This window comes from Streptomyces sp. NPDC014894 (genome assembly GCF_043080985.1).
In the GTDB taxonomy this organism is placed as follows: domain Bacteria; phylum Actinomycetota; class Actinomycetes; order Streptomycetales; family Streptomycetaceae; genus Streptomyces.
The window spans coordinates 439,369-460,920 of the sequence record NZ_JBIBWD010000002.1; the positions used below are offsets into that span (position 1 = coordinate 439,369).

Genomic DNA, 21,552 nt, shown 5'->3' on the forward strand with positions numbered 1-21,552 from the left:
CGGATCGCCCGGCGAGCGCCCGACGGCCGACCCCATCACGGAATATCACCTGGTGGCGGCACAACCATTCCCGGTCGGCGCGGGTCGGGAAGGGAGCGTGGCACGCTTTTCGGCGGCCGCGCCCATTCTTCGCGTCTTCAGCACCATGACCGTTCTACGAGGTATCGATGAACTCACACCGCGTCACCCGGGGGCTGGGGCTGCTGACCGCCGTCACGGCGATCGGCTCCCTGACCGCCCCGGTCGCCTTCGCCGTCCCCGCCGAGCAGCTGCCTCATCGCTCCGCCGCCGCCCCGGCGAAGAAGCTCCCCGCGCAGCCGAAGGACGACTTCAACGGCGACGGCTACCAGGACCTCGCCGTGGGCTCCCCCCAGGGCCGCGTCGGACAGGAGGCATCCGCCGGCTTCGTCAGCGTGGTGTACGGCTCCAAGTCGGGCCTGAAGGTCCCCGACAAGCAGATCCTGAACCAGGGGGCGCCGGGGATACCGGGGACGCCCCGCGCCTTCGAGCGCTTCGGGGAGTCCCTCACCTCCGCCGACCTCAACCGTGACGGGTACGCGGACCTCGTCGTCGGGGCGGCGGGCGAGGCTCCGCGCCCCGGCGAGGAGATCACCGGGGAGACCCTCGTGGTGTGGGGGAGCGCGAAGGGCCTGGCGCGCGGGACGAATCCGACGGCCCGGTTCAACGACAGCGGCAGCCGGCTGCTGGCGGGCGACTTCGACGGCGACGGGGCCCCCGACCTCGTATCGGCCGGCTACAGCGAGAAGCTCCGGACGCTGCACGGCCCGTTCGGCGCCGACGGCAGGCCCGCCCGTGAATCGTCCGCCCCGGTGCCCAGCGGCAATGAGAACGAGTACTGGCGTCTGGTGGACCTCCGGGCCGGCGATGTGAACGGGGACGGCATCGCCGACCTCGTCGGTCTGCACGAATGGCGGGACGAGGGTCCCTTCTGGCATTCGGGGCTCGTCTCCTGGAAGGGCACGCCCGGCGGTCCCGCCTCCTACCAGTTCGTGCAGGACCACCGCCGTCAGCTCATTCCGGGCGCCACCCTCGATGTCGGCGATGTGAACAAGGACGGTCACGACGACGTCGCCGTCGGGCTCATGTACCGCACCGACTACAGCGGCGAGATACCCACGGGCGGGCGGGTCACCTTCGTCCGAGGCAGCGAACAGGGCCTCCTGGGTGCCCGGAACCGCGTCTTCCACCTGGACAGCCCCCGCGTCCCCGGCACCCCCAGGAGCAACTCCGAGTTCGGCGCCTCGGTCACCGTCGGGGACCTCGACGGCGACGGCTACGGCGACATCGTGGTCGGCGCGACCGGGGCGACCGTCGACGGCAAGAACCGCGCGGGCTCCGTGACCACCCTGCGCGGCACCCGGAACGGGCCGACCTCCACCGGCTCCAGGGAACTCCACCAGAACACCAAGGGCGTCCCCGGCGCCGCCGAGCTGAGCGACCGCTTCGGCTCCCGGACCAAGATGCTCGACACCGACGGCGACGGCCGAGGGGAACTCGCCGTCACCGCCTCGCACGAGGACTACAAGGCCGGGGCGGTCTGGGTCTTCAGGACGGACAAGTCCGGAGTCACGGCCGACGGCTCCTTCGTCCACGGTCCCAAGGCGCTCGGCCTCCCGGCCGACGGCGGGCCCATGTACGGCGAGCGGTACACCTCCTGACACCGTCCCGCCGGGCGAGGTCCCATCGGCCGCGGCGGCCGTACCCAGGGGAGTTCGCCCGGCGGGGGCGGGGGCGGGGTGGCCGGACCGACGGCGGCGAGGACGTCGGCGCACGGCCGTCGTCGACGCCCTCGGCGCGACCACCCGCGAGGCCCACGACGCGGCGATGGCCAGGGTGGTCCAGGCGGGCGCCCGTCCGACCAGCTGGAACTCGGTGGCCTGTGACCCCGGCGCGGGAAACGCGTTGCCGCGCCCCCGCGCCGGTCGGCATCGTCGCCGACGTGAAGAACGCACCCCCGTCCGGCGGCAGCACCGTCGCCCTGCCCGTCAGCGTGCGCGACCTGCTGCGCCAGAAGCTCTGAGCCCTTCGCGGCGGGCGGCGGACGCTCAGGCCGGCATGACGCGGCCGGCTTCGCGCGACTTCCGCCGAAGGGCCGCCGCCCAGGCCCCCTCGGAGGAAGCCCCGGCCGCCGGATCCCGGACGTCCCCGGCGAGGCCGTCGTCCGGCGGCCAGGTCACCTCGATGCCCGCGCGCTCCGCCAGGACCAGCACGGTGGCGACGAAGTCCTCGGGCGGTCCGGCCGTGACGTCGTCGCCCGTGCTCCGGTGCCGCGCGAGGAGGGCCTCGGCGAACGCCTTGAACAGGACGGGGTCGAGTCGGCACTCGTCGGCCCGCATGGGGCCGATGCCGGAGGGCAGGCCCAGTTCGGCCCGCCAGTCCCTCACGCGGCTCATGAACAGCCGGGAGGTTCCGTTGGACGGATTCCACAGGGTCTGACGGCCCATGTCGTAGTACTGGCTCAGGATCCGGCCTCTCTGTCGCTCCTGTCGGCCCGGCTCGGCACGATCCGAGGGCGGGGCCTAGAAGATACCGGTGCGCGTGTGGCGCGTGAGGTTGTCGAGGATCTCGCGCAGCCAGGGGCCGCGCACGGCCGGGAGCCGGACCAGCGCGTGCCGGAACGTGCTCGCGTCGGCCCGGAAGAGGAGGGGAGGGGCGCGGCGGGAGCGGACCGGCGCGTGGACGCCGCGGGCGGCCGCCTCGTGCGGACCGGTCTCCTCCCGGCCGCGCCATGGCGGCGCCCGGGACGACGGCTCCCACGGCCGTCTCCGGCCGACGCCCCGCCGGGCGTCGTCGCGGGCCCGCCCGACCGCGACCGGGGTCAGTCCGTGCGGAGCGCCGGGTCGCTGGTGCCGGGGCCGCCGGTCTCGACGTGCCCGGCGAAGCGGCGCAGGAACGCGCTGTCGTCGTTGGAGACGACGCTGAGGTCGTACCAGTGCCCGCTGTGGGCGAGATCCACGGTGTGGCGGACCGTCGCGCCGGGCTCGATCCGGAAGGCGCGGCGGGGGCCGCCGTACGCGTCGGTGAGGACGAGACGGACGGTGCGGGGCCCCTGATGGGTGAAGGTGAGACGGAGGCCGCCGCCGCGTCCGGTGTGGCGGGCGGTCACCTCGGGGCCCGCGGCACGGCCCGGGCCGCGGAAGACCCGGAGGAAGCCGTTCGGGCCGTGCACGCTCAGATCGTGGGCGTTGTCCGAGTACAGGTCGCTCCAGACGCCGGTGACGGTCTGTCCGGCTCCGGTGGCGTACGTCCAGGGCCCGTCGGCGCGATTGCCCGACCTGACCTGGAACGCGGCCCCCGCCCGCAGGCCGCCGCTGAGCGTCAGGCTGAGCCCGCCCGTCGCGGGGTCGGCGGCCGCGTCCGCCCAGGGCGCGTAGGGCAGCGGACGGGTGGGCCGGGCGCCGCGCTCCTGCCGGGGCGGGCTCGGGTGCGCCGGAGGCTTGAGCCGATAGCTGGGGTGACGCTGATCGTCGGGCGGGAGATAGGCGTCGGTATCCGGCAGACGGGCGGGTCGCCGGTCGGGTTGGCCGAAGTCGAACGCGGAGGTCAGATCGCCGCAGACGGCGCGCCGCCACGGCGAGACGTTCGGTTCGTGCACCCCGAAGCGCCGCTCCATGAAACGGATGAGAGAGGTGTGGTCGAAGGTCTCGGAGCAGACGTATCCGCCCTTCGACCAGGGCGAGACGACCAGGGTCGGGACCCTCGGGCCGAGGCCGTACGGTCCGGAGCGGTACCCCTTGCCGCCGGGGTGGCGGTCGAGCCGGGCGTCGACGGTGGAGCGGCCCTGGGCCGCGTCGGCCGGGGCGTACGGGGGCACGACGTGGTCGAAGAAGCCGTCGTTCTCGTCGTACGTGATGAAGAGGGCCGTCCGGCTCCACACCTCCGGGTCGGAGGTGAGGGCGTCGAGGACCTGGGAGATGTACCAGGCGCCGTAGTTGGACGGCCAGTTGGAGTGCTCGGAGAACGCCTCGGGGGCGGTGATCCAGGAGATCTGGGGCAGCCGGCCCGCCTGTACGTCGGCGCGCAGCCGGTCGAAGTAGCCGTCGCCGCTCTTGACGTCGGTGCCGGTGCGGGCCCTGTCGTAGAGGGGGTCTCCGGGGACGGCGTCGCGATACCGGTTGAAGTACAGCAGCGAGTTGTCCCCGTAGTTGCCCCGGTAGGCGTCGTCGATCCAGCCCCAGCGTCCGGCGGCGTCGAGACCGTCCCCGACGTCCTGGTAGATCCGCCAGGAGACGCCCGCCCTCTCCAGCCGCTCCGGATACGTCGTCCAGTCGTAGCCGGCCTGCTCGTTGCCGAGGACGGGCCCGCCGCCCGCGCCGTCGTTGCCGGTGTGGCCGGTCCACATGTAGTAGCGATTGGGGTCGGTCGCCCCGATGAAGGAGCAGTGGTAGGCGTCGCAGACGGTGAAGGCGTCGGCGAGCGCGTAGTGGAAGGGGATGTCCCGGCGGGTCAGATACGCCATGGTCCCGGCGGTCTTCGCGGGGATCCAGCGGTCGTACCGGCCCTCGTCGAGCGCCTGCTGTCCGTCGGCCCAGTGGTGGGCGAGGCCCTGCATGAACTCCATGCCCAGGTCGTCGGATTCGGGCCGGTAGGGCGGGATCTCGCGCACGCCGTCGGACTGGTGCCACACGGGCTGCCCGCTCGGCAGGGTCACCGGCCGGGGATCACCGAATCCGCGGACACCGCGCAGCGCGCCGAAGTAGTGATCGAAAGAACGGTTCTCCTGCATCAGGACGACGATGTGCTCGACATCGCGGAGGGTCCCGGTGCGACGGCGGGCGGGGATCGCGGCGGCCCGGTCGATGGTTCCGGCCAGCGCGGAGAAGGCGGCGGTGCCTCCGGTGAGCTGGAGGAAACGGCGCCGGTTGACTTCTGACATGGGGAGACGACCTCTTGTCCGGGCGGGCGGCGGTGGGCTCGCGGGCGATGCGAGCGCTTCGGGGCCACAGGTCGGGGCGCCGAACGTCCGGCGCGCTCCCGGGGACGACCGGTCCGGCGGCCGTCCGGGCCGGGAAGGGGCCGGGAGGGGCCGGGCGCGACACCGGGCCGCGCGAGCCGGCCCGGTCCCCGGGAGAGCCCCAGGACCTGTGTGACGGGGTGATCGGGTGCTGGTTGTGTACCCCCTCCGGAGGGGTGAAAACGGGGCCCCCGGACCCGTGGACGCCGGTCCCGCCGTTCCTCCGCCCGCCCGCCCTCGCGCGCGACGCGCCCGGTCCGGTGCGGTCCGCCGAAGGGCGGTGTCCTTACGGCCGGGAACGCCCCCGGTACGGAATCCTGGGAGCGGCTCCCCGGCGTCTGGCCCGGCCCGGCCCGCCACTCGGGCCCGTCCGCGCCCGGCCCGCCGCTCGGGCCCGCGGTCCGGCCGGGCCGCCCAACGACAGAACGGGAAGGAGGCCGCGTGCCGGACGGCACCGAGATCTGCATCGTCGGGGCGGGAGCCGCCGGGCTCTCCCTCGCCTACTGGCTCTGCGCCCCGGCCGCCGGACGCACACCCCCGACCGTCACCCTGATCGACGCGCCCCCGGGCCCCGCCAGACCGCCCGAACGCACCTGGTGCTTCTGGGAGCCCGCGCACGGCGCGTTCGACCCGGCACTGACCGCGAGCTGGGACACCCTCCGGGTGCGCGCCCCCGACGGAACCCCGCTGATCGGCTCCCCGGCCCCGCTGCGGTACAAAATGCTCCGCTCCACCGACTTCGAGACCCTGGTGGACGAGCGCCTGCGCCGCCGCCCCGGGCTGCGCCGGGTGGAGGCCACGGTCCACACCGTCCAGGACCTGCGCCACGGCGCCCTCGTACGCGGAGTCACCGCGCGCGGCGAGGAGCTGACGCTGCCGTCCCGCTGGGTCTTCGACTCCCGGCCCCCGCACCGCCCGCCCGCCGGGCGCACCGCACTGCTCCAGCACTTCCGGGGCTGGTTCATCCGCACCCCGGAGCCGGTCTTCGACACACGGACCGCCGATCTGATGGACTTCAGAACCCCCCGCCCCCCACACGGCCTGTCGTTCGGCTACATCCTGCCGTTCAGCCCGTACGAAGCACTGGTGGAGTACACCGAGTTCTCCTCCGCCGTCCTCGACGACCACGGCTACGAGCGCGCCCTGCGGCACTACACCGGACAAATCCTCGGCCTGGACCGGTTCGAGATCACCGGCACGGAGCAGGGCGTGATCCCGATGACGGACGCGCGCTTCCCCCGCCGGGCGGGCGGATCCGTCTTCCGGATCGGCACCGCGGGCGGCGCGACCCGCCCCTCCACCGGCTACACCTTCGCCGCCGTCCAGCGACAGACCCGCGCCGTCGCCGCCCGACTGCGGCGCGGCGGCGTCCCCGTACCCCCCGCCGCCCACTCGCGCCGCTCCCTCGCCATGGACGCGGTGCTCCTGCGCGCCCTGGACACCGGGCGCGTCGACGGCGCACGGCTCCTCACCGGGCTGTTCCGGCACGTCCCGACCGAACGGCTGCTGCGCTTCCTCGACGGCGCGACCCGATGGGACGAGGACCTCGCGATCGGGCTGCGCACCCCCGTACGCCCCATGCTGCGCACCGCCGTCGAACTGCCCTGGCTGCCCCGGCGCGCACGGCCCGCCCGACCATGAGCCGAACACGGCCGTACGACCACGCCCGCGACCGCCCCCCCCGCCGGAGCCGCCCCGGCCCCGGCGGGACCCCGAGCACCGACCGGAGAGCGGAGACCCGATGGCCCTGCTGCGCGACGACACCCTGTCCACCGCGTTCGACCACGCCGCGCGCACCTACGACCGGCTGGTCGCCGTCAACCCCGGCTACCACGCCCATCTGAGACGGTCCGCCCGCCGGCTCGGACTGCCCGGCCGGGGCGCCGGGCTGCGCCTGCTCGACCTGGGCTGCGGCACCGGCGCCTCCACCGCCGCCCTGCTGCGCGCGGCGCCGCTCGCCGAGATCGTCGCCGTGGACGCCTCCACCGGCATGCTGGAACGGGCGGCCGCCAAACGCTGGCCGCCCGCTGTCACCTTCGTCCACGCCCCCGCCGAAGGGCTCGCCCCGGCCGGCGTCGACGGCCCCTTCGACGCGGTCTTCGCCGCCTACCTCTTCCGCAATCTGACCGACCCCGACGCCGTCCTCGCCCGGGTGCGCGAACTCCTCGCCCCGCGCGGCAGGCTCGCCGCGCACGAGTACACCCTCGGCGGCTCGGCGGCCGACCGCGCCGTCTGGACCGCCGTCTGCAACGGCGTGGTCCGCCCCGCCGGCGCCCTGGCGGGCGACCGCGAGCTGTACCGGCATCTGTTCCACAGCGTCATCGGCTTCGACACCGCCCGCGCGTTCGGGGACCGGGTGCGGCGCGCCGGATTCACGAGGGTGCGCGTGCTGCCGCTGCCCGGCTGGCAGCGCGGCATCGTCCACACCGTCGTCGGCGCGGCGGGCGAGCCGGAGGCCCGGCGATGAGCCCCCGGGCGACCGCGGGCGGCGGCGCGCGCCGGGGGCGCGACCGGCGGGCCCGCACGCTGACACCGCCTCCGGGCAGCGCGCGCGTCGGCGGGGAGCCGCCCGCCGTCGCGATCGCCGGCGGGGGCGTCGCCGGGCTCGCCGCCGCCACCGCGCTCGCCGAACGCGGCGTGCGCGTCACCCTCTACGAGCGCGAACAGCAGCTCGGCGGCCGGCTCGCGGGCTGGCCCGACCGGCTCGCCGACGGCTCGGAGGTCACCATGGGCCGGGGCTTCCACGCCTTCTTCCGCCAGTACTACAACCTCCGGGGGCTGCTCCGCCGGATCGACCCCGAACTCGCCATGCTCACCGCCCTCCCCGACTATCCGCTCCGGCACAGCGGCGGCCTCCAGGACAGCTTCGCCCGGGTGCCCCGCACCCCGCCGTGGAGCGCGCTGGGATTCGCCGCGCTCAGCCCCACCTTCGGCTGGCGCGACCTCGCCGCGATGAATCCCCGCGCGGCCCTCCCGCTGCTGGACGTGCGGGTGCCCGAGGTGTACGAGCGGTTCGACGACCTCAGCGCCCGGGAGCTGCTGGAGCGCATCCGCTTCCCCGAGGCCGCCCACCACCTCGCGTTCGAGGTGTTCTCCCGGAGCTTCTTCGCCGACCCGCGCCGGCTCTCGGCGGCCGAGCTGGTCCTGATGTTCCACATCTACTTCCTCGGCTCCAGCGAGGGCCTGCTCTTCGACGTGCCCGCCGAGCCGTTCCCCACCGCGCTGTGGGACCCGCTCGGCCGCTATCTCGCCGGCCACGGCGTGGAACTGCGCACCGGCAGCCCCGTCGAGAGCGTCGAACCGGCGGCGGGCGGCGCCGCCGAGATCCGCTCGGGCTCCGGCGCGCGGCGGTACGACGGGGTGGTCCTCGCCCTCGACACCGACGGGCTGCGCGGCGTGGTCTCCCGCTCGCCCCGGCTGGGCGACGAGCCGTGGCGGGCACGCGTCCTGCGGCTGCGCACCACCCCGCCGTTCCTCGTCAGCAGAGTCTGGCTGGACCGCCCGGTCGTGGCGGACCGGCCGGGATTCCTGGGCACCAGCGGATACGGCCCCCTGGACAATGTGAGCGTGCTGGAGCGCTGGGAGGGCGAGTCGGCCCGCTGGGCGGCCCGCACCGGCGGCTCGGTCGTCGAACTCCACGCGTACGCCGTCGATCCGGCCGCCGACCGGATCGCGGAACAGCGCCGGCTCCAGGACGAACTGCGCCGCGTCTACCCGGAGACGGCGCGCGCCCGCGTCGTCGACCAGCGGCACGAGTGGCGCGCCGACTGCCCGCTCTTCCCCGTCGGCGGCCACCGGGACCGGCCCGGGGTGCGCACCCCCGACCCCGCCGTCATGCTCGCGGGCGACCTGGTCGGCTCACGGCTGCCGGTCGCGCTCATGGAACGGGCGGCGACCACGGGATTCCTCGCCGCGAACGCCCTGCTCGCCCGGTGGGGCGTACGGGGCCAGACGCTGTGGACCGTGCCCGACCGGGGCCGGACGCCCGCGCTGCGCGCCCTGAACCGGCTGGCCGGAGTCTGAACCCCGGGCCCCGGACGGCCGGTCAGCCGGGGAACCGGCCGGAGCGGCGCAGCTCCCAGCGCCGCTCCGCGTAGGCGATGTCGTCGCGCCACAGCCGCCCCGCCGCCGCCCGCATCACCGGCCGGAGCAGCGGCGCCGCCGCCCTGGCGACCGCGAACCCCCGGCGTCCTGACGCGGCGACCACCGCCTCCACGACGGCGGTACGGGGTGCTCCCGCGCCGTCCGGAGTCAGCGGCGTGGCATGGGTCTCGACCACCGAACCCCGCCCCTCGCCCCGGGTGATGCGCATGACCACCGTCCGGGGCTCCGGCGCGGTGAACACCGCCCGCACCGGCACCACCGCGCGGCCCGCCACCTTGAACGAGACGTCCACCGTGAAGGCGTCCCCGTCCGCCTCCCCCGACTCCGCGCCGTCGCCCGGCGCGCCGACCACGGTCAGATCGACGAAGGCGTACGGATGGAACCAGGCCCCGTGCCACGGATCGAGCCGGTTGGCGACCACATCGTCCGGCTCGCACCGCCCGACGGCCGTGCAGACCGCGTCCACCGCCCCCGCCGGATCCGGTCTGCGCGGCACGACCGGACGGTCCGACGGCTCCTCGCCGCCGACCCGGTCCAGCCGCACCCAGGCCAGCACCCCGTCGTCGTACGCCGGGTAGGGCTCCCACCCCGCCCGCGCGCCGCCGTCCAGGGCCAGGCCGTGCCAGTGGCAGACGAGGGTGCCGCAGCGCACCGGGCTGTCCCGGAGCGGAGCCCCGAGGTGGGGGCAGGCGCCGGGCCCCGCCCGCAGCGCGCCCCGGGCGTCCCGCCAGGCCACGACCTCCACCCCGGCGACGGTCAGCCCGAGCGGGCGGTCGCCGCCGACGTCCCGGGCCGCGCCCAGGACGTACCAGTTGCCCGACGGACGGGCCCGGGCCCGTTTCAGCGCCCCGGAGATGACGCCGGGAGAGGCGTCGCGCCAGGTGGGACGCTGCCGCTCCCAGGGGACGGGCCGCCGCCGCAGCCGCAGCGGAAACCGACCGGCGCCCTCGCTCATACCGTCTCCCTCCGCGTCGCCGCCGACCGCCCGGCCGGCGGCGGCGGCCCACCCCGGGCCCGCAGCCGCGCCACGGCCAGCCGGACCAGCCCGCCGGCCGCGACGGCCGCCCGGCGGCGGCGCGGCACGACCGCCCGGCGGTGCAGCACCGAATAGCCGTCGTCCGCGACGGCGTCCAGGATCCCCCCGTACAGCACCTGCGCGGTACGGACGCACGGCCGCGACACGGGATCGAGCATCCCCACGCCCGGCGCCGCCTCGCGGTACACCTCACGGGTGAGCGCGGCGGCGGACCGCAGGGCGGCGGTGATCCGCCCGTCGCGGGATCCGGAGGCGCGGCTCCACAGCAGCAGCTCCCGGTCCACCCCGTGCGCGCCCAGCAGATCGGCGGGCAGATAGATCCGCCCCCGGTCCAGGTCCTCGCCCACGTCCCGGAGGAAGTTGGTCAGCTGGAACGCCACCCCGAGCGCGGCGGCGTGCGGAGCGGCCGCCTCGCGCGGGACGACGGTCCCGAGCACCGGCAGCATCTGGAGGCCGATCACCGCGGCGGAGCCGTGCATGTAGCCGCGCAGCTCGTCGTAGGTGGCGTAGTCGGTGACCTCCAGATCGCGGCCCATCGACGTCATGAAGTCCAGGAAGTGCCGGTGGTCGATGGCGTAACGCCGCGCGGTGTGGGCGAGCGCCGTCACCACCGGCTCCGTGGTGGGGCCGCCGCGCAGCGCCGCGTCGAGACGGCCGCGGAGCGCCCGCAGCGCCGCCGCCCGCCCGGCCGGGGAGACTCCGGGAGCGGGCGCGTCGACGATGTCGTCGGCCCAGCGGGCGAAGCCGTACAGGGCGTGCACGGCCGGCCGCCGCTCCACCGGCAGCAGCCGGGTGGCGAGGAAGTACGTCCTGCCGTGCCGCGCGTTGAGCCGGCGGCAGTGCGTGTAGGCGGCGCGCAGGACGGGATCGGTGATGCCCGCCGCGCCCAGCTCCCGCGCGGTCACGCCCGCCCTCCCCGTACGCGGACGCCGGGCGTGCTCCGCCGCGGGGCGGTCGGCGGTCCCGTCACCCGGGCCGCCGCGAGCTTCCCCGAGATCAGGACGGTCGGCACCCCCACCCCCGGGGTGGTGCCGCTGCCCGCGAGGACGGCGTTCTCCGTGCCGCGCACCAGATTGCGCGGCCGGAAGGGGCCCGTCTGCGGGAACGAGTGCGCCACCGAGAACGGCGTGCCGGCCGCGTGCCCCAGCTCCGTCCAGTCCGCCGGGGTCACCAGACACTCCTCCTCGACGGCCGCGCCCAGACCGTCCAGCCCCCGGCGCTCCAACTCGGCCAGCAGATCGCCGCGGTAGCGGGGCGTCAGCTCCCGCCACTCCCGGGCGCCGGGGCCGATGTCGGTGTTGGGGCAGGGCGCGAGGATGTGGTGGAGATGGCGGCCGGGCGGCGCGAGGTCCGGATCGGTGGCCGTGGGCCGGGTGATGAGCAGCGACGGGTCGGACATCAGGTCGCCGGTACGGGTCAGCTCCCGGAAGGTGTCCTTCCAGGCGGCCCCGAACGAGATGGTGTGATGGGCCAGCCCCGGCCAGGTGCGGTCGGTGCCGGTGTGCAGGACCACCGCCGAGGGGGAGTGCCGCAGCGGGCGCGGCCGGCGCGGCCGCCGCCCGAGCAGCCGGTAGGCGACGGGCAGATCGGGGGTGAGGACCACGGCGTCGCACGGGACGCGCCCCTGGGAGGTGATGACCGCCGTGATCCGCTCGCCCGAGCGCTCCAGCCGCAGCACCTCGTGCCCGTACCGCAGCTCGGCGCCCGCCCCGGCGGCGGCGTCCGCCATGGCCCGGGGCAGCGCGTGCACCCCGCCCCGGGGGAAGAAGACGCCCGCGACCGTGTCCATGTAGGCGATGACGGCGTACGCGGCGAGCGCCCGGGCCGGCGGCACCCCGGCGTACAGCGCCTGGAACGAGAAGACGCGGCGCAGCCGCTCGTCGGAGAGGAAGCGGCCGATCCGGGCGTCGAGCCGGCCGAAGCCGCCGAGCGCCGCCAGCCGGGCGAGGTCGGGGTGGAGGAGTTGCAGCGGGGAGTCGAAGTTTGCGTCGATGAAGCGGCGCGTCTCGACCTCGTGCAGCCGGGTCAGCCAGGTGCGCAGCGCGCGGTAGCCGAGCGCCTCCCGGCCGCCCGCGAACCGCTCCACCTCGGCCTCCATCGCCTCGGCCCCCGTATGGACGTCGAGGGCGCTGCCGTCGGCGAACCGCGCCCGGTAGGCGGGGTGCAGCGGGATCAGCTCCAGCCGGTCGGCGAGGTCGAGGCCGACGGCGGCGAACGCCTCCGCCATGAGATCGGGCATGGTCAGGACCGTGGGCCCGGTGTCCATCCGATAGCCGCCCCGCAGCAGCAGCCCCGCCCGTCCGCCCGGCAGCTCGCCCCGGTCGACGACGGTCACCCGCCGCCCCGCGCCCAGCAGATGCAGCGCGGCGGAGAGCCCGGCGAGCCCGGCCCCGACGACCACCACATGGTCGGTGCGCCCTCTCAGCGTCCTCATCGGCGCACCTCGCCGCAGGACTGGAGCAGGGCGGCGAAGTGCGGCTCGTCGTCCGGCGGGTCGGGCTCCGCCGTGCCGGGGGCGACGCCGGCGACGGTGTGGAACAGCTCCGCCAGCCGGCGGCCGCCCCGACGGGTGAGCGCCGCCGAGGCCAGACGGCGGGTGCTCCGCGCCACCAGCCGCTCGATCCCGGTCTCGACCAGGTCCCGGGCGCCCGTCGCGACCAGCGCGGCCCGCACCCGGTCCAGCCCGTCCTCGGAGAGGCCGCCGTCCCCGACGGCGGAGTCCAGCAGGGCGAGGACCCGCCGGTCCCCGGCGGCCTCGGCGCGGGACCGGGCCACCGCCAGCAGATAGGTGGGCTTCCCCTCGCGGATGTCGTCCCCGGACGGCTTGCCCGTGCGGTCCGGGTCGCCGAACACCCCCAGGAGGTCGTCGCGGAGCTGGAAGGCGATCCCGGCGCAGCGGCCGGCGGAAGAGAGCGCGCCGGCGGTGCGGTCGTCCGCGCCGGCGAGCGCGGCGCCGAGGGCGAGGGGCCGCGCCACCGAGTACAGGGCGCTCTTCAGGGACGCGGTGCGGATCGCCGCCGTGACGGAACGGGCCCCGCGGGCCTGTCCGCGCAGGTCCAGGTACTGCCCGGCCACCATCTCGGTGCGCAGGGACCGCCAGACGGCGTTGACCCGCCGCCGGGCGTCCGGGGCGAGCGCGGTGTCCGCCACGGTGTCGTCGGCCCACGCCAGCGCGAGATCCCCGACGAGGATGGCGGCGGAGCGGCCGAAGGACTCACCGGGCCCGCGGGCCGCGCCGCCGGTGCCGTACTGGGCGTCCAGACCGGTGTGGACGGCGGCGGAGCCCCGCCGCATGGGCGAGCCGTCCATGACGTCGTCGTGGACCAGCGCGCAGGTCTGGATGAGTTCGAGGGCCGCCGCGAGCCGCAGCGCCGCCCCCGTCCGCCCGTCGTCGGAGCCGCGCGCGCACGCCCGCAGGCCCCACCAGAGGAACCGCGAGCGCGTCCGTTTGCCGCCGTCGAGGGTGAAGCGGGCGACGCGCCCGGCCACGTCCCGGGCGAAGTCGGGGTCGATCGCCGAGGCCGCGTCGAGCCGCCGGCGCAGCTCCTCCTCCAGGACCCGCCCGACGGCTCCGGCGACGTCCGCGTCGACGGCGGCCGCGCGGGGGGTTTCCGGAGGGCCGTGGTCAGGGCCGTCGTGCGGCTTCGCGGGCAAGGACCCGAGGGGGTGCGGACGGGCGTCCGGCTGTTCGTGGGGGAGTGCCTCCGTCCAGGTGCGGCGCATCGCACGTCCTCTCATCCCGTTCGACCGGCAGGGGCTTCAGCTCATTCCGGACGGCCGCTCCTCTCGGATGCGGCGGGGCGCCGGCCGGAACCCCCGGCGATCCCCGGCCCGGGCGCCCAGTCCACCACGCCGGAGGCCCGATTCCCGGTCACCACGATCGCGCGGACGCGGGTTCACACGCGTGCCCGAGAGCGGAGGCCCGGAGCTGTGCTCCGGGGGGCGATGACGGGCCGTACGGGCGGGGAGGCCGAAGCGGTGGTCGTGTCCGGGCCGATCCGGGTACGGGGGCGGTGCTTCCGCTCGGCGCGGGGTGCGAGGTGCGAGGTGCGAGGTGCGAGGTGCGGGGCCCGGGGCGCGCGGGGCGCGGGGCGGCCGCGAGCGCGGCGGCTTCGGGGGAGGCGCTGCGGGGGAGCTGCTTCGACGGGGCGTTCCGGCGGAGGCGGGAAGGCGGCGCGGGGCAGTCGTCCCGGGGCACGCGCCCGGTCGTCCCGAGAGGCGCGGCGGACGAGCCCTGCCGGACGGCGCGGGCGTGGACCCGGCCGGTCCCGACAAGCCCGGCGGCGCGGTACGGACCGACCCGTACCGCACCGCCGGAGGACGGAGCGCGCGCCGCTAGGGCCTCTCTTTCGGATCTTGCCGGGCTCGCGTGCCCTGGCACCGCACTCCCCCTGCGCCTGGCGGCGCGGGAGGTGCCCCCACGCCGCGTTGTCGTCAATCGCCGATGGCCCCCTGCGCCTGGCGGCGCGGGAGGTACCCCCACCGCATGGACTCATTCCTCCGCCTTGCGATGCACGGCACCAGGCCCCGCTCCCTGATCCGGCCTGATCCAAAAGAAAGACCCTAGGCGACGGTCCGGATCAGCTTCTTGTTGACGAACTCCTCGATCCCCGGGCGGCCGAGTTCGCGGCCGAAACCGGAGCGCTTCACGCCGCCGAAGGGCAGCTCGGCGCCCTCGGCGCCGACGCCGTTGACGAAGACCATGCCGGCGTCGATCCGGTCGGCGACCCGCCGGGCCTGCGCCGGGTCGGTGGTGAAGAGGTACGAGCCGAGACCGTAGGGGGTGTCGTTGGCGATCCGTACGGCGTCCTCCTCGTCGGCGGCCGGGAAGACCATCGCCACCGGGCCGAACAGCTCCTCCCGGGCTGCCGCGTGCTCGGTGGTGAGACCGGTCAGCACCCCGGCCGGGAAGTACGCGCCGCGCCGCTCCCCGGTGCTGTGCAGGGTGGCCCCCTGGGCGACGGCCGCGTCGACCTGGCGTCCCAGGTTCTCGGCGGCGGCGGCCGACGACAGCGGCGCGCCGGTCTCGCCCGCGAGCAGCTTGGCGGTGAAGCGCTCGACGAACGCGTCGTGGAGGTGGTCGAGGACGACGAACCGCTTGGCGGCGTTGCAGGCCTGGCCGGTGTTGTCGAGGCGGGCGGCGACGGCGGAGTCGACGACCGCGTCGAGGTCGTCCGTGGACAGGACGACGAAGGGGTCGGAGCCGCCGAGTTCGAGGACGACCTTCTTCAGATGCCGCCCGGCGATCTCCGCGACGGCCGCGCCCGCCCGCTCGGACCCGGTGAGCGAGACTCCCTGGACCCGGGGGTCGGCGATCACCGAGGCGATCTGCTCATTGGTGGCGTACACATTGACATAGGCCCCGGCCGGGAAACCGGCCTCGGCGAACAGCTCTTCGAGCAGCGCGGCGGTGGCCGGGCACTGCGGCGCGTGCTTGAGCACGATGGTGTTGCCGGTCGCCAGGTTCGGGGCGGCGAAGCGGGCGACCTGATAGGCCGGGAAGTTCCAGGGCATGATGCCGAGGAGCACGCCCACCGGGCTGCGCCTGAGGACCGCTGTGCCGGGGCCGGAGGCGACGTCGAGCGGCTCGTCCGCGAGGAACCCCTCGGCGTGGTCGGCGTAGTACCGATAGATGTCGGCGCAGAAGTCGACCTCGCCCTCCGCCTCCGGAAGCGGCTTGCCCATCTCCCGGACGATGCTCGCGGCCAGCTCGGCACGGCGCTCGGTGTGCAGTTCGCCGAGCCGTCGCAGCAGTGCGGCGCGCTCGGCCACGGAGCCGTCGCGCCCCCAGGCGGTGGCCGCGTGGGCGGCGTCGACGGCCGCCGCCACCTCGGCGTCCGTGGCGGTCGGATAGGTAGCGGTGACTTCACCGGTGGTCGGGTCGGTGACGGCGTACATCATGCCTCCTGGAGCTGGTCGGGGACGGCCGCGGCCGCAGTCGTCCCCAGAATGTGCGATGTCGGGCCCCCGCGCCGCGCGCGGCGCGGGGGAGTGGCTCACGGTTCGAGAATCGTTCTCATACCGGTGTTCGACCGGAGATCGTCGAAGGCGGCCGCCGCCTCGCTCAGCGGACGGGTGCGCCCGACCAGATCGTCCAGGGGCAGCCGCCCGGCCAGATAGAGACGGGCCAGCTTCGGGATGTCGATCTCCCCGATGCTGGATCCGTAGTTGCAGCCGAGGATCCGCTTGCCCTGGTCGGCGAGGTCGAACGGGTCGAACGACGCCGTCGCGCCGGTCGCCGCCATGCCCACCAGGACAGCCGCGCCGCCCGAGGTGAGCATGGCCGGGAGGGTGCCGATGACCTTCGGGCTGCCGATCGCCTCGAAGGCGTAGTCCACCCCGCCGAACTCCTCCTGGCACCAGGCGGCGACGTCGGCGCCCGCGCCGTCGAGGGTGTGGGTCGCGCCGAACCGACGCGCCGTGGCCAGGCGTTCGGGCGAGAGGTCGACGGCGATGACGGGATCGGCCCCGACCAGCCGGAGGCCCATCACCACGGAGAGCCCGACTCCGCCCGTGCCGATGACCACCGCGGACTCGCCGGCGCGGACGCCCGCGGTGTTCACGACGGCGCCGATGCCGGTGGTGACGGAGCAGCCGAGCAGCGCGCCGATGCCGAAGGGCAGCTCGTCCGGGACCTTGACCGCGGCCACTTCCGGTACGACCAGCCGCTCCGTGAAGGCGCCCAGCCCGAGATAGGGCCAGACCGGCTCGCCCCGGTCGTCCGCGAAGGCGGTGGAGCCGTCGGGGAGCATATTGGCGACGGCCTTGGTGCCGGTGCACAGCCACGCCGCACCGGTCACGCACTTGCGACAGCGGCGGCAGGGCGCGAACCAGGACAGGACGACGTGGTCGCCGGCCTGCAACGAGGTCACGCCGGCCCCGACCGAGGTCACCACCCCGGCCGCCTCGTGCCCGAGCACCAGCGGGCGGTCGCTGGGCCAGTCGCCCGTCACGACATGGAGGTCCGAGTGGCACACACCGGCGGCGCGTACGTCGATCTCGACCTCGCCCGGTCCGGCGGGCCGGAGCGACACCGGGCGCGAGCCCAGCCCCGAGGCGGGGTCGAAGACGATGGCGGGGGAGAGTTTCGACGGCATCACGGTGCCTTCACCTTCTCGGTGGTCGGGGCGGTGGGTTCGGTGGTCGCGGCGGCGGGGAGCTTGGTGTGGGGTTTGGCGATCACGACATAGAGCAGGCCGGCGACGAAGAGGACGGAGAAGACCAGGATCACGGCCCAGACCTGGACCCAGCTGCCGTCGGCCGGGGCCAGCTCGACGCGGGGCCAGGCGATGTTGACGGCCTCGAAGAGCAGCCACACCACGGCGATCACATTGATCACCAGGCCGGTCCGGCCCAGCCTCAGCAGCCCCGCGGCCGGATTCCACCGGCCCGTCAGCCGGGCGACGAGCGCCACGACCGCCACCGTGAGGAAGATGAAGTAGAAGCCGCCGGAGCCGAAGGCGATCAGCGTCGCGGCGGCGTTGCCGTTCAGCCCGAGCAGCAGCCCGAGGCTGGCGAGCACGGCCGTCACGATGAGCGAGACGTACGGGATCTGGCGCGGCCCGACGGTGGCCAGCTTCGAGGAGAACGGCAGCTGACGGTCGCGGGCGAAGGAGTAGACCGCCCGGCCGATGTACGTCTGGATCGAGATCGCGCAGGCGAAGAACGCGATCAGGATGAGCAGGATGAAGGGCTTCTCGCTCCATCCGCCCAGCCCCTCCGTCACCGCGGTGAAGACCGGGTCCGCGAGCGCGCCGGACACGGCGTCCTCCGGCTTGCGCAGCGCGAGCGTCACGGCGAGCCCGGTCAGCAGGACCGTGAAGCCGACGAAGAGATAGGCCCGCAGAAGCGCCCGGGGGACGCTGCGTCTCGGCTGCTCGGTCTCCTCGGCCACCTGCGTGGTCGCGTCGAAGCCCAGGAACGCCCAGCCGGCCACCGCGAGCGCGGTCAGAAAGCCCGCCAGGGCGGATCCGCCGGAGACCGACTCCGCGCCCAGCGTCTCGAAGAGGATCCCGAAGCCGTTGTTGTGCACGAAGACCAGCAGGAACACGCTCACCGCGATGGAGGCGACGCCCTCGGCGATGATCCCGGCGTTGAGGAAGTGCTTCACCGGGTTGACGCCGAGGAGATTGATCCCGAGGGCCACCGCGACGAAGACCACGCCGAGGACCACATGCGTGGCCGCCGACAGCGTGCCGTCGCCGAAGAGCATGTGCAGCCACGCCGCGCCCAGATAGGCCACGGTGGTCAGCGACGCCACGGCGGAGGCGAGATAGATCCAGCCGACCAGCCAGCCGAGTCGCGGTCCGCCCAGCCGGCGGACCCACTGGTAGACCCCGCCCGTGACCGGGAACTGGGACGACAGCTCGGCGTAGACCGCGGCGACCGTCAGCTGCCCGAGGAAGGCGACGACGACCGCCCAGATCCAGGCGGGGCCCGCGAAGACGAAGCCCAGCTGGACGACGGCGTAGACCCCGACGACGGGCGAGATCGTCGCGAACCCGATCGCGAACACCGCCCACGCGGAGAGGGTCCGTTTCAGCTCTTGCCGGTAGCCGTACTCGGCGAGTTCGCCGGCGTCGGTGCGAGTGTCGTCCACGATGATCTCCTGTGCGGGTGCTGCGCGCCGTTCCGTGTGCGCGGGCCGGGCCCGTGCCGGGCCGAGAGCGGTCGGCACGGGTGCGCCCCAGGGACGGTTCGAGGGGGCGGAGGTGTATCACTCCCAGCCGCGGGGGCGGGATGCCGCCCTTGAGCTGCGGTTTTCTACATCTGATCACTATTGGCCGTCCGGCCAATTGCTGATTGGTCACTCACTCAATAGCATTCGCCCCATGACGTCAAGGGATCCCGGCATCCGAACCCGCAAGGCGCCGACCGAGCGCCGCCAAGAGATCGTCCGAGCCGCCGCGCGGGTCGGACTCGCCGAAGGACTGGAGTGCGTCACGCTGCGGCGGATCGCCGACGAGCTGGGCGTCCGGCCCGGACTGGTCAGCCACTACTTCCCCGCCGCCGACACGCTGGTCGCGGAAGCCTTCACCAGCGCCACCCTGGCCGAGCTGGACGGCCTCCTCCCGGAGGAGCCCTCGGGCCCCGGGCACGACACGCCGCTGAGCACCCTGCGGCGCTTCTTCACTCTGATCGCGAACGCCGAATTCGACAACGTCAGCAGACTCTGGCTGAACGCGCGGCACCTCTCGCGCTACCGCCCCGTACTCCGCGACCACGTCGTCGAGCAGGAACTTCTCTGGTGTCGCCGCATCGAGCGCCTCATCGTCGCGGGCACGGGCACGGGCACGGGCACGGGCGCGGAGGTCTTCCGCTGCGCGGATCCGTGGGCGGCCGCCGTGCGCATCCTCGTCGCGATCGACGGCAGCAGCGCCTACATCAACACCAGCGCCGACTCCCGCGCCGCGCCGCTCACCGATCTGGCCCGCACCACCGCGGAGGCGGAGCTGGGGCTGCCGCGGGGCAGTCTGGTGACGTGACGGGGCGGATTCGATACGGAGGGTGAGGTCCGGGGTCTGTCGCTGCCACGGCCGTCCGGGCGGCGGGCGGGGTCCGCGCCTCCGGCGGCCGCCCGGGGTCCGGCGCGAACGAGCCCGGTACGCCGTCACGGCGTACCGGGCCCCGGGCTTCGGCGTGCGGTCTCGCGGTCAGTAGTGCGCCTGGTCCGTGCGCTGCTCCATCCGGTGGATGGCCTTGCGGCAGGCGGGGACGAATCTTCTGAACACATCGGTGGTGCTGCCCGGGCGACCCGCGCGGGAGAAGTCGCCGAACATGCTCCTCCGCAGTCCGTTGGTGAGTTCGAGCTGGGCGCCCGCGCGCAGCAGGCCGCGGTTGCACGGGTTGTCGGGATCGGTCCCTGCCAGGGAGGGGACATCGTCGCCGTCGTACGTGGTGAAGCCGGCGAGCCCCAGTTCCTCCCTCAGATATCCCTTGAAGACTGTGCTGAGGCCGCCGACCAGAACCGAATCCGCCGCGGGATTCGCGATGCCCGGGCGTCCCGGGGTCCCCGGGCCCGGCGGGACCGGCTTCAGGTCGTCCACGTCGCAGCCGTGCACGCTGATCACGTTGGCGCTGCCGCCCGCCATGGAGAGCGCCACCAGGTCGTCGCAGCGGGTGGAGGTGATGTGCATGGCGCTGTTGCCGGAGCCGAGCAGCCCCTCGAACATCCAGTAGTCGTGCGTGGACCAGTTGTTGGGGGGCACGGGGGTGACGGGGGTGAGGTCCGCCGGGTTGTATCCGGCGATCCCGAGGGCGATCTCGGAGGTCCCGGGCTCGATGCCGCCGCCGTGCAGCGCCAGCACGGTGGTGCGGGTGAAGGGGTGGGCGGCGCCGAGGTCGGCGTCGGTCCGTGCCTGGCGCTTGTAGCGGCGCGCGTAGGCGGTGCCCTCCTCGTACTGGGGGTGCCGGTAGAGGTCCGTGTTCGTGGCGAACGGGTTCCGGCCGGTGGCCGGGATGACGGGCACGGTCGGACACGCGGCCGTCGTGGAGGCCGTGGCACGGGGTGCGGCCACGGCCTGTCCGCCCGCCAGCCCGGTCCCGAGGGCGGCTCCGGCGAACGCGGTCAGTACGGATCTGCGTCTGGTTTCGGTCATGAGGACATGATCATGCGATAGCACGCGGTGATGACCTCGCGGAGTCCGGTGATAGGCGCCGGTCCCTCAGGGCGCCGCCCTCGGCCGGTCGCTTCGCCCGGTCCGCCGAGGCGCTCCGGAAGCGGTTCCGGCGGCCCCGGACCGCCCCTTCGGCACGGCCGCCCGAAGGGCGCGCGCGCCTCACGGAAGCCGCCACCGCCGACGTGCGCCCCGCTGCTCCCGCTCGAAGGCGCGGGAGGAGACTGTCCGTGCAGGCGGGTCGCCGCGCGGTGGCCCTCGGTCCACCGACGGAAGAGCGGGACATGACTGTCACCTGGCGCAGCGCTGTTCTCTACGCCCTGACCGTGACCCTCGGGTCCTGGGCGACCGGGGCGCTGGTCGGCCTCGCCTGGTCGGCCGTCGCGGGCGACTTCGGGTTCTGGGTGTCGTGGTGGGTCGCGAATCCTGCGGCCCCTGTGTTCTTGGCCGTGGCCGCCCTGGTCCTCACCGTGGCCCGCCGCCTCACCCCGCCCGTGCCCGTGTGGCGTGTCCCGCTGATCGACGGCGGCGCCTATCTGCTGGTTCTGCTGCTGTGGGCCGGCCTCTCCGCCTGGCGGGACGGGGCCGAGGCGCCGGCCGACGACGCGTTCGCCGTGGCGGCCTTCGCCGTGCTCACCCTTCAGCTGCCCTCCGCGTGGCTGCTGAACCACGTGCGCGCGCGGCGGCTCCGGCCCGTCCTCGGCCCAAACGAGGGCGGCGTGACGGCCGCCGGGCGCTGACGGTCGAGGTCGTCGCCGCCGAACGGCCGCACCAGGACGTGATCAGTCGATCCCGGGACCAGTGGTGAGCGGTCGTCAGAA

Annotated in this window: 17 protein-coding genes; 7 read left to right on the forward strand and 10 right to left on the reverse strand. The window is 74.8% G+C overall.

From position 1 onward, the window contains the following. Positions 1–167: 167 nt before the first annotated feature. Both ACF089_RS05965 and ACF089_RS05970 read left to right on the forward strand, forming a co-directional pair. Positions 168–1,679 carry an FG-GAP-like repeat-containing protein gene (locus tag ACF089_RS05965; protein WP_392022402.1) on the forward strand — a complete coding sequence of 504 codons (1,512 nt, stop codon included), beginning with the start codon at positions 168–170 and terminating at the stop codon, positions 1,677–1,679. Between the two features lie 221 nt (positions 1,680–1,900). Continuing rightward, complete coding sequence (locus ACF089_RS05970; protein ID WP_392022405.1) at positions 1,901–2,041, forward strand: hypothetical protein; 141 nt, start codon at positions 1,901–1,903, stop codon at positions 2,039–2,041. A gap of 25 nt (positions 2,042–2,066) precedes the next feature. On the opposite strand, the gene ACF089_RS05975 is transcribed toward ACF089_RS05970, so the two are convergent. Then, positions 2,067–2,486, reverse strand: coding sequence for a DUF6086 family protein (locus ACF089_RS05975; RefSeq protein WP_392023394.1), 420 nt, complete (start codon positions 2,484–2,486; stop codon positions 2,067–2,069). 353 nt (positions 2,487–2,839) lie between these two features. Beyond that, positions 2,840–4,897 (reverse strand): phosphocholine-specific phospholipase C, encoded by a 2,058-nt coding sequence (locus ACF089_RS05980; protein WP_392022408.1) that lies wholly within the window; start codon positions 4,895–4,897, stop codon positions 2,840–2,842. Between the two features lie 519 nt (positions 4,898–5,416). On the opposite strand from ACF089_RS05980, the gene ACF089_RS05985 reads away from it, so the two are divergent. The 3 genes from ACF089_RS05985 (at position 5,417) to ACF089_RS05995 (ending at position 8,998) form a co-directional block, all read left to right on the forward strand. Then, positions 5,417–6,616, forward strand: coding sequence for a lycopene cyclase family protein (locus ACF089_RS05985; RefSeq protein ID WP_392022411.1), 1,200 nt, complete (start codon positions 5,417–5,419; stop codon positions 6,614–6,616). Positions 6,617–6,716: 100 nt separating this feature from the next. Next, the gene (locus ACF089_RS05990) at positions 6,717–7,442 is read left to right on the forward strand and encodes a methyltransferase domain-containing protein (protein WP_392022413.1); all 726 of its coding nucleotides are present in this window, start codon (positions 6,717–6,719) and stop codon (positions 7,440–7,442) included. Beyond that, complete coding sequence (locus tag ACF089_RS05995; protein WP_392022416.1) at positions 7,439–8,998, forward strand: FAD-dependent oxidoreductase; 1,560 nt, start codon at positions 7,439–7,441, stop codon at positions 8,996–8,998. Before ACF089_RS05990 ends, ACF089_RS05995 begins: the two co-directional genes overlap by 4 nt. 22 nt (positions 8,999–9,020) lie before the next feature. Here the strand turns inward: ACF089_RS05995 and ACF089_RS06000 are convergent, their stop codons facing one another. From ACF089_RS06000 to ACF089_RS06030, 7 genes are all read right to left on the reverse strand, one after another. After that, the gene (locus tag ACF089_RS06000) at positions 9,021–10,034 is read right to left on the reverse strand and encodes a DUF5914 domain-containing protein (RefSeq protein WP_392022418.1); all 1,014 of its coding nucleotides are present in this window, start codon (positions 10,032–10,034) and stop codon (positions 9,021–9,023) included. Beyond that, positions 10,031–11,020, reverse strand: a complete 990-nt coding sequence (locus ACF089_RS06005; RefSeq protein ID WP_392022421.1) for a phytoene/squalene synthase family protein — start codon at positions 11,018–11,020, stop codon at positions 10,031–10,033. The genes ACF089_RS06000 and ACF089_RS06005 overlap by 4 nt, the downstream gene beginning before the upstream one ends. Next, a complete protein-coding gene (crtI, locus tag ACF089_RS06010) occupies positions 11,017–12,549 on the reverse strand; it encodes a phytoene desaturase family protein (RefSeq protein WP_392022423.1) in 1,533 nt (510 codons plus the stop codon). The genes ACF089_RS06005 and crtI overlap by 4 nt, the downstream gene beginning before the upstream one ends. Further along, positions 12,546–13,838, reverse strand: coding sequence for a polyprenyl synthetase family protein (locus ACF089_RS06015; RefSeq protein ID WP_392022426.1), 1,293 nt, complete (start codon positions 13,836–13,838; stop codon positions 12,546–12,548). The genes crtI and ACF089_RS06015 overlap by 4 nt, the downstream gene beginning before the upstream one ends. Before the next feature lie 840 nt (positions 13,839–14,678). Next, positions 14,679–16,013, reverse strand: a complete 1,335-nt coding sequence (locus ACF089_RS06020; RefSeq protein ID WP_392023397.1) for an NAD-dependent succinate-semialdehyde dehydrogenase — start codon at positions 16,011–16,013, stop codon at positions 14,679–14,681. 98 nt (positions 16,014–16,111) lie between these two features. Continuing rightward, complete coding sequence (locus tag ACF089_RS06025; RefSeq protein WP_392023399.1) at positions 16,112–17,212, reverse strand: alcohol dehydrogenase catalytic domain-containing protein; 1,101 nt, start codon at positions 17,210–17,212, stop codon at positions 16,112–16,114. Beyond that, positions 17,212–18,714 carry an APC family permease gene (locus tag ACF089_RS06030; RefSeq protein WP_392022429.1) on the reverse strand — a complete coding sequence of 501 codons (1,503 nt, stop codon included), beginning with the start codon at positions 18,712–18,714 and terminating at the stop codon, positions 17,212–17,214. The genes ACF089_RS06025 and ACF089_RS06030 overlap by 1 nt, the downstream gene beginning before the upstream one ends. Before the next feature lie 232 nt (positions 18,715–18,946). On the opposite strand from ACF089_RS06030, the gene ACF089_RS06035 reads away from it, so the two are divergent. Further along, positions 18,947–19,600, forward strand: a complete 654-nt coding sequence (locus tag ACF089_RS06035) for a TetR/AcrR family transcriptional regulator (protein ID WP_392022431.1) — start codon at positions 18,947–18,949, stop codon at positions 19,598–19,600. A 168-nt stretch (positions 19,601–19,768) separates the two neighbouring features. Here the strand turns inward: ACF089_RS06035 and ACF089_RS06040 are convergent, their stop codons facing one another. After that, complete coding sequence (locus tag ACF089_RS06040) at positions 19,769–20,713, reverse strand: poly-gamma-glutamate hydrolase family protein (protein ID WP_392022434.1); 945 nt, start codon at positions 20,711–20,713, stop codon at positions 19,769–19,771. Between the two features lie 302 nt (positions 20,714–21,015). Here ACF089_RS06040 and ACF089_RS06045 point away from each other — a divergent pair, with 302 nt between their 5' ends. Further along, on the forward strand, positions 21,016–21,471 hold the full coding sequence (locus ACF089_RS06045; RefSeq protein WP_392022437.1) for a hypothetical protein: 456 nt from the start codon (positions 21,016–21,018) through the stop codon (positions 21,469–21,471). Positions 21,472–21,552: the final 81 nt, after the last annotated feature.